Annotated in this window: 10 protein-coding genes; all 10 read left to right on the top strand. The window is 36.6% G+C overall.

Annotation, left to right across the window (positions count from 1 at the left end):
• Positions 1 to 157 precede the first annotated feature (157 nt).
• The 10 genes from RUH95_RS20560 (at position 158) to rsmI (ending at position 7293) form a co-directional block, all read left to right on the top strand.
• Positions 158 to 1579, top strand: coding sequence for an aminotransferase class I/II-fold pyridoxal phosphate-dependent enzyme (locus RUH95_RS20560; protein WP_313894780.1), 1422 nt, complete (start codon positions 158 to 160; stop codon positions 1577 to 1579).
• Positions 1580 to 1581: 2 nt separating this feature from the next.
• Complete coding sequence (tmk, locus tag RUH95_RS20555) at positions 1582 to 2223, top strand: dTMP kinase (RefSeq protein WP_313894779.1); 642 nt, start codon at positions 1582 to 1584, stop codon at positions 2221 to 2223.
• Between the two features lie 46 nt (positions 2224 to 2269).
• On the top strand, positions 2270 to 2599 hold the full coding sequence (locus tag RUH95_RS20550) for a cyclic-di-AMP receptor (protein ID WP_313894778.1): 330 nt from the start codon (positions 2270 to 2272) through the stop codon (positions 2597 to 2599).
• Positions 2600 to 2623: 24 nt separating this feature from the next.
• Positions 2624 to 3064, top strand: a complete 441-nt coding sequence (locus RUH95_RS20545) for a YaaR family protein (RefSeq protein ID WP_313894777.1) — start codon at positions 2624 to 2626, stop codon at positions 3062 to 3064.
• 84 nt (positions 3065 to 3148) lie between these two features.
• The gene (gene holB, locus RUH95_RS20540; RefSeq protein WP_313894776.1) at positions 3149 to 4156 is read left to right on the top strand and encodes a DNA polymerase III subunit delta'; all 1008 of its coding nucleotides are present in this window, start codon (positions 3149 to 3151) and stop codon (positions 4154 to 4156) included.
• Positions 4149 to 4979, top strand: a complete 831-nt coding sequence (locus RUH95_RS20535; protein ID WP_313894775.1) for a PSP1 domain-containing protein — start codon at positions 4149 to 4151, stop codon at positions 4977 to 4979. Before holB ends, RUH95_RS20535 begins: the two co-directional genes overlap by 8 nt.
• Before the next feature lie 9 nt (positions 4980 to 4988).
• A complete protein-coding gene (gene yabA / locus RUH95_RS20530; RefSeq protein ID WP_313894774.1) occupies positions 4989 to 5351 on the top strand; it encodes a DNA replication initiation control protein YabA in 363 nt (120 codons plus the stop codon).
• A 65-nt stretch (positions 5352 to 5416) separates the two neighbouring features.
• A complete protein-coding gene (locus RUH95_RS20525) occupies positions 5417 to 6163 on the top strand; it encodes a tRNA1(Val) (adenine(37)-N6)-methyltransferase (RefSeq protein ID WP_313894773.1) in 747 nt (248 codons plus the stop codon).
• A complete protein-coding gene (locus RUH95_RS20520) occupies positions 6150 to 6452 on the top strand; it encodes a GIY-YIG nuclease family protein (protein ID WP_313894772.1) in 303 nt (100 codons plus the stop codon). The genes RUH95_RS20525 and RUH95_RS20520 overlap by 14 nt, the downstream gene beginning before the upstream one ends.
• Positions 6415 to 7293: a 16S rRNA (cytidine(1402)-2'-O)-methyltransferase gene (rsmI, locus tag RUH95_RS20515; RefSeq protein ID WP_313894771.1), complete on the top strand. Its 879-nt coding sequence runs from the start codon at positions 6415 to 6417 to the stop codon at positions 7291 to 7293. Before RUH95_RS20520 ends, rsmI begins: the two co-directional genes overlap by 38 nt.
• Positions 7294 to 7298: the final 5 nt, after the last annotated feature.

Below are 7298 nucleotides of genomic sequence, written 5' to 3'. Positions count from 1 at the left end.
TGCAAGAGTAGGACGTCGCTGGGCATTGAAAAAAGTCGTTACCGAGTAATCGGTAACGACTTTTTCTATATGTAATGAAGAGAAATAAAGGTTAGCTCTTATCCGTTCATGTATAATGGAATAAAGAATTCAGAACGGTATAGCGAGGGAATTAAAGATGCAAGAAAAGCGTCCAATAGTTGAAGGTTTAGAAAAATTTCATAGTCAAAAAAATATTTCATTTCATGTTCCGGGGCATAAGAATGGATTATTGTCAAATTTGCCAAATGTAATGAAGGAATCTATGCAGTACGACATTACAGAATTAAATGGGTTAGATGATTATCATCACCCAGAAGAAATGATAAAAGAAGCAGAGAAACTTCTCAGTTCAACATATGCCGTTCAGAAAAGCTTTTTTTTAGTGAATGGAACAACAGTTGGAAATATAGCAATGATTTATGCGGCTTGTCGATTTGGCGAGCAAATTATAGTGCAAAGGAATGCACATAAATCTATTTTCCATGCGTTGGAATTAGTCGGATTGGAGCCGATATTTGTAACACCAGAATGGGATGAGGGATCAAAAACTACCACGCATGTTTCGTTTGAAACAATTAAAGAAGCATTAGAAAAGTATCCTCGTGCAAAGGCAGTCGTATTAACTTATCCAACGTATTATGGAGTTACATCAATTCATCTAGAAAAAATTATTGCACTATGTCACTCAAAAAACATTCCAGTACTTGTTGATGAAGCACATGGCGCTCATTTTCAAGCGAATAAAGGCTTTCCCAAATCTTCTCTTCAGTATGGTGCTGATATTGCTGTACAGTCAGCTCATAAAACATTGCCAGCATTAACAATGGGTTCGTTTTTGCATATTAATTCCGATTTAATAGAAGTAGATAAAGTAAATAAGTATTTAAGAATGCTTCAGTCTAGTAGTCCATCTTATCTTCTAATGGCCTCTTTAGATGATGCAAGGAGCTATGTAGAAAGATATAATGAGATGGACTTTAGGCAATTTATAGATAAAAGAAGGTTATTTATAGAAGCATTGGAGACTATTAATTATCTTGAATTAATACAAGTAGATGACCCACTAAAGTTACTAGTTCGCGTTGGAAGGTATTCAGGGTTTCAGCTTCAAAGAGCGTTAGAGGACCAAAATATTTATGTAGAGTTAGCCGACATATATCAAGTATTAATTATTTTGCCTTTATTAAAAGTGGAGCATGACTATAACTTTGCAGAAATTAGAAAGCGTATAAAGCATGCCGTCGATGTGCTGCGTAAGGAAGTTCCAGTTAGCCCAAGTGAAATAAGGCACGGTAAAGAGAATTTTGTTTCTACGTTAAATATGAGAATTGAGCTTATAAATGAGAAAAATGGGGTATGGATACCATATGCCCGTTCGATCGGAAGAATTGCAAAGGGAATGATTGTCCCCTATCCTCCAGGTATTCCATTAATGGTTGCAGGAGAAAAGATTACAACGTCTATGTTAGTAGAGTTAGAAGAGTGGATAGAAAAAGGTGCCTTATTTCAAGGGGAACACCGCTTAGAAGAAAAGTTAATATATGTAGTGGAGGAATAACTTTGCAGAAAAAAGGGTATTTTATTTCAAGTGAGGGTCCTGAAGGGGCCGGAAAAACAACGGTGATGAATTTGCTTGGAAGCAAACTAATTGAAGAAGGCTATGATGTTTTAATGACGCGAGAGCCTGGTGGAATAGCTATATCTGAAAAGATACGAAACATAATTTTAGATAATGAGCATACAATGATGGATAGCCGTACAGAAGCGTTATTATATGCAGCGGCGAGAAGACAGCATTTAGTGGAAAAGGTAGAGCCTGCTATTATGGACGGCAAAATTGTGATTTGCGATCGATTTATCGATAGCTCTTTAGCGTATCAAGGGTATGCAAGGGGAATTGGTGTAGAAGAAATATTAGCAATCAATCAATTCGCAATTGGGGAGACGATGCCTGATAAAACGATTTTGTTTGATATTGAACCAAGTATTGGACTTGCTAGAATTGAAGCTCATGATAACCGAGAAAAAAATCGATTAGATGTGGAAAGTTTGGCTTTTCATGAGAGAGTGCGGACTGGATATTTATCTCTTGTTGAAAGATATCCAGAGCGAATTCAAGTAATTGATGCTTCTCGTACTTTAGAGGAAGTATTAGAAGAAATATATATAATGGTAAAAAGGGAAATAGAAGTTATTAGATAATTCATGTTATAATAGTATAAAGACAAAATATTAGGGGTGAGTATCGATGAAATTGATAGTAGCAGTAGTGCAAGATCAGGATAGTAATCGATTATCGAATGCTTTAACAAAAGCCAAGTTTAGAGCAACAAAACTGGCAAGTACAGGTGGGTTTTTACGTTCTGGAAATACTACGTTTTTAATTGGTACAGACGACTCATTAGTTTCAGCAGCATTAGAGCTCATCCGAGATAATTGTCGAGCAAGGGAGCAAATGGTCGCACCTGTATCACCGATGGGTGGGAATGCAGATTCGTATATTCCTTATCCGGTGGAAGTAGAAGTAGGCGGGGCTACTGTATTTGTATTACCGATTGAGCAATTCCATCATTTTTAATAATGAAGGAAGGGATAGAGAACTGTGAAAATAAATCAAGATTTACGAGTAGGTATGGATAACATAAGAAAAGATAATCTTCAAAATGCGGAGCGTGCTGCAAAATTTGGACAAATGGTCACTAAACATGGTCAAAGAATGCAGACAGATACGATAACGAGATTATTAGGAGATGTATCATCTGCGGGTGATCGTCTGGCACGTTCTAGAAACTTACGTGATATGGCAAAGTTTAAAATGCTTATAAAAAGGTTTCTACAAGAAACAGTGGATTATGGTATGGGTTTAAAACAATCGCATACATGGAATCGCTTTGGTGAGAGTAGAAGGCTTAAAATAGTTGAAACAATTGATGAGAAGCTAGTAGAATTAGCAGAAGAGATTTTAAATCAAGAAAAAGACTCGATTGATTTATTGGATAAAATCGGAGAAATTAAAGGTTTACTTATTAATTTATACACGTAAATTTCCCGTGTTATCGCTCATGCGATGCACGGGATTTTTTGAAAAATATAATAACTCTATTTTTATGAAAAGAAGGTGATTCGCATGGAGAACTGGTCAATAGAGAATGTGGAGAAAGTGCAACCAACCGCTATAAAACAGATCCAGTCGATTGTTCTGAAAAATCGAGTTGGACACGCCTACATAATAGAAGGTGCAAAAGGAACAGGGAAAACAAAAGTTATGCAATTTTTTGTACAACTGTTATTTTGCGAAAATCCGACAAAAAATGTTCCATGTGAAACATGTCGATCATGTAAACGACTAAAATCGAATAATCATTTAAACTTTATACAAATTGAGCCTGATGGCCAGTTTATCAAAAGAGGGCAAATAGATGATTTGATTTTGGAGATGAGTAAAACTGCGATGGAATCAGGACGTAAAATATATGTCATCCATCACGCAGATCAATTAAACACAAGTGCAGCAAATACATTATTAAAGTTTTTAGAGGAGCCTCAAAGCGAAATAACAGCAATTTTATTAACTGATAGAAGCCATGCATTACTTCCAACTATTCGTTCAAGATGCCAACAACTTAGTTTAGCGACGATGCCTCAGGCCATTCTAAAACAGCAATTAGTAGAGCAAGGGATAACAGACTCTATGGCTGCTACTGTTAGCAGAATGACAAATCAGGTAGAAGAAGCGATTATTTTAGCGAAGGACGAGCATTTTGGACTTGCAAGGAAATCAGTGTTAAAATTAATGGAAGCGAGCAATAAAAGTGTTCAAGATGCATTAATGTGTATTCACGAAGACTTTGGACCGCTTTTAAAAGAGAAAGAGCAAGCAGAGCAAGCATTAGATTTACTACTATTCGCTTATCGTGATATAGTAGCTATTAAAGCAAGTCCTATCGCAGTTTGTACGTATCCAGACATGATAACTTTTTGGAAGCAAGTTGCTTTATATACAACCTATGAACAACTTTCCAAACAATTAGAGATGATCTTACATGCAAAACAAAATGTGCATAAAAATATGAACCGTACACTGATGATGGAGCAGTTAATGCTAAACCTGCAGGAGGGATTTACTTTTGTATAATGTTGTAGGAGTTCGCTTTAAAAAAGCGGGTAAAATATATTATTTTGATCCAATAGATTTTGTTTTAGAAAAAGATGACTATGTCATCGTAGAAACTGCTAGAGGTGTTGAGTACGGTAAAGTTGTCGTGCCTATTAAGCAGGTAGATGAACATGATGTAGTACTTCCTTTGAAACAAGTAGTTAGACCATCAACAGAAAAAGATCGGATTCAAGTCGAAGAAAATCGAATAGAATCTGCACAAGCATTATCTTTAGGGACAGAAAAGATAGTAGAAAGAGAACTAGAGATGAAACTTGTAGATGTTGAATATACATTTGATAGAAACAAGATTATTTTTTATTTTACTGCGGAAGGTCGAGTTGATTTTCGTGATTTAGTAAAAGATTTAGCTTCTGTATTTAGAACTCGAATCGAGCTTAGACAAATTGGTGTTCGTGATGAGGCGAAAATGTTAGGAGGCATTGGACCATGTGGTCGTATGCTATGCTGTTCAACGTTTTTAGGAGATTTTGAGCCCGTTTCTATAAAAATGGCGAAAGATCAAAATTTATCATTGAATCCATCTAAAATTTCTGGTCTTTGCGGTCGCCTCATGTGTTGTTTGAAGTATGAAAATGACGAATATGAGTTAGCAAGAGAGCAAATGCCTGATATTGGTGAGAAAGTTGAAACTCCAGAAGGTCTTGGAAAAGTCGTCAGTATGAATATTTTAGAGCGTGTATTACGTATTGAGTTAAATGATCCACAAAGAATATTAGATTATACGCTAGAAGAAATTATTAACCACGCAGAAAATCCAGTACAATGGTCGGGGCAATGAGGTGAATGTGTGATGGACCGTAATTTTTTTGATACAATTATAGAGTTTGAAAAACAATTAGAGTCCACTCAGCTGCAATTTAGCGCCTTAAAAGAATTTGTAGCGATAATGGTAGAAGAACGTCAGGCGCTGCAGCAGGAAAATAATCATTTAAGACAAAGACTTGATGAAATGCATGAAAAGGAAGCTTTGCTTGAAAAAGAGCAAGAAGAGCGTGAACAATTGAACAAAACAGATATAGGAGAAGGTCATGATAACTTGGCGCGACTATATCAGGAAGGCTACCATGTATGCCATGTTCATTTTGGGAGCTCTCGTAAAGAAGAGGATTGTCTATTTTGCTTGTCTTTTTTAAATAAACAAAATGCATAATTAATTGACTGATGCCACTCCATAAGTGGGTGTCAGTCTTTTATTTTGCTTGGAGGTATATAACATTGGAACAATGGTTAAAAGACGATGAAAGGCTTGATTATTTATTGGCAGAAGAACTGAGAATCATTCAAAGTCCATCTGTTTTTTCCTTTTCTTTAGATGCGGTATTGCTTTCGAGATTTGCTTATGTGCCGTTGAAAAGAGGGAGAATTGTTGATTTATGTACAGGAAATGGTGCGATTCCACTATTTTTAAGTGCACGCACTCAAGCGGAAATCATCGGCATTGAACTACAAGAACGATTGGCTGATATGGCGAATAGAAGTGTACTGTACAACCAATTGGATGGCCAGATTACGATTAAACAAGCTGATGTAAAAGGAATTGCAGCACAAATAGGATCAGAAAAATTCGATGTTGTCACTTGTAATCCCCCTTATTTTCCAGCGCATGAGGCGAGTGACAAAAACTTAAAAGAGCATTTAGCCATTGCGAGACATGAGATACATCTCACGTTAGAAGAAGCTGTATGCTCTGCTAGTGAGCTATTAAAGCAAGGCGGAAAAGTCGCATTTGTTCATCGACCTGGAAGGCTATTAGACATAGTAACGGCAATGAGGGCGAATAGATTAGAGCCCAAAAGGATTCGATTTGTTTATCCAAAGGAAGGCAAGGAAGCAAATACATTGCTAATTGAAGGAATAAAAGATGGAAAGCCGGATTTGAAAATTTTTCCGCCTTTATATGTGTATGGTGAAAATGGAGAATACACGGAAGAAGTGAAAGAGATGTTGTATGGAAAAGAATGAAAAAAAACATACATTTTATGTGTTAGAATGTAGCGACGGCTCTTACTATGCTGGATATACAAACGATTTGGAAAGAAGAATTAGTGTGCATAATGAAGGCAAAGGGGCAAAATATACACGAGCAAGAGGACCTGTGACGTGCATATTCAATGAAATATACGAGACAAAACAGCTGGCAATGCAAGCAGAGTATGCATTTAAACAATTAACAAGAAAACAGAAGATTAATTACATGGGAGGGCAAATAAAACATGAAGTCTCAAAAATCAACAGAGCACGAACAGAGTAGCTGTTTATATTTAGTTGCAACACCCATAGGAAATTTAGAAGACATGACGATGCGTGCGATAAGAATATTAAAAGAAGTAGATGTTATTGCCGCAGAAGATACTCGGAATACAAAAAAACTATGTAATTACTTTGAAATAACGACCCCATTAACTAGTTATCATGATCATAACCAGCAAGCTGGTGGAGAAAAGATATTAGAATTACTGCGACAAGGTAAGTGTGTTGCATTAGTAAGTGACGCAGGCCTCCCCTGCATTTCCGATCCAGGAGCAGATATTGCGGAGAAAGCTGTGAGTGAGGGCTTTGCAGTTGTTCCAATTCCAGGTGCAAATGCGGCACTTAGTGCTTTAATTGCATCGGGCTTATCGACACAACCCTTTTTCTTTTACGGATTTTTAAGTAGAAATAAAAAAGAAAGAAAAGCAGAGATTTCAGTACTTCAAAAAAGACAGGAATCTATTATATTGTATGAATCTCCACATCGACTAAAGGATTCGTTAAAAGATATGCAATCCATTTTGGATGGTAGCCGAAAAATTGTTTTAGCGAGAGAACTCACAAAGAAGTTTGAAGAGTTTTTAAGAGGTTCTGTTGATGAAGCAGTAGCGTGGGCAGAGCAAAATGAAATCCGCGGTGAGTTTTGTATTGTAATAGAAGGAAGCAGCCAAGAAGAGGTTGATGAGGAGTCTCCGCTATGGGAGCAATTGAGTATTGAGGAACATGTGAATACCGTCATGGAAGAAAAGCAGTGTACTTCAAAGGAAGCAATTAAAGAAGTAGCTATTCTTCGTGGGTTATCGAAGAGAGATGTTTATCAAAACTATCACGTGAACGAATAAAAAAG

Origin of the sequence: Psychrobacillus sp., assembly GCF_032154225.1 — a bacterium.
Lineage (GTDB): Bacteria > Bacillota > Bacilli > Bacillales_A > Planococcaceae > Psychrobacillus.
Note: the sequence above shows the minus strand (reverse complement) of the source record. Positions and strands in the feature narration are given on the sequence as shown.

Coding starts and splice junctions, on each gene's coding strand:
- RUH95_RS20560 (WP_313894780.1), top strand. CDS start 158: ATGCAAGAAAAGCGTCCAATAGTTGAAGGTTTAGAAAAATTTCATAGT.
- rsmI (WP_313894771.1), top strand. CDS start 6,415: ATGAAGTCTCAAAAATCAACAGAGCACGAACAGAGTAGCTGTTTATAT.
- holB (WP_313894776.1), top strand. CDS start 3,149: ATGGAGAACTGGTCAATAGAGAATGTGGAGAAAGTGCAACCAACCGCT.
- RUH95_RS20550 (WP_313894778.1), top strand. CDS start 2,270: ATGAAATTGATAGTAGCAGTAGTGCAAGATCAGGATAGTAATCGATTA.
- RUH95_RS20520 (WP_313894772.1), top strand. CDS start 6,150: ATGGAAAAGAATGAAAAAAAACATACATTTTATGTGTTAGAATGTAGC.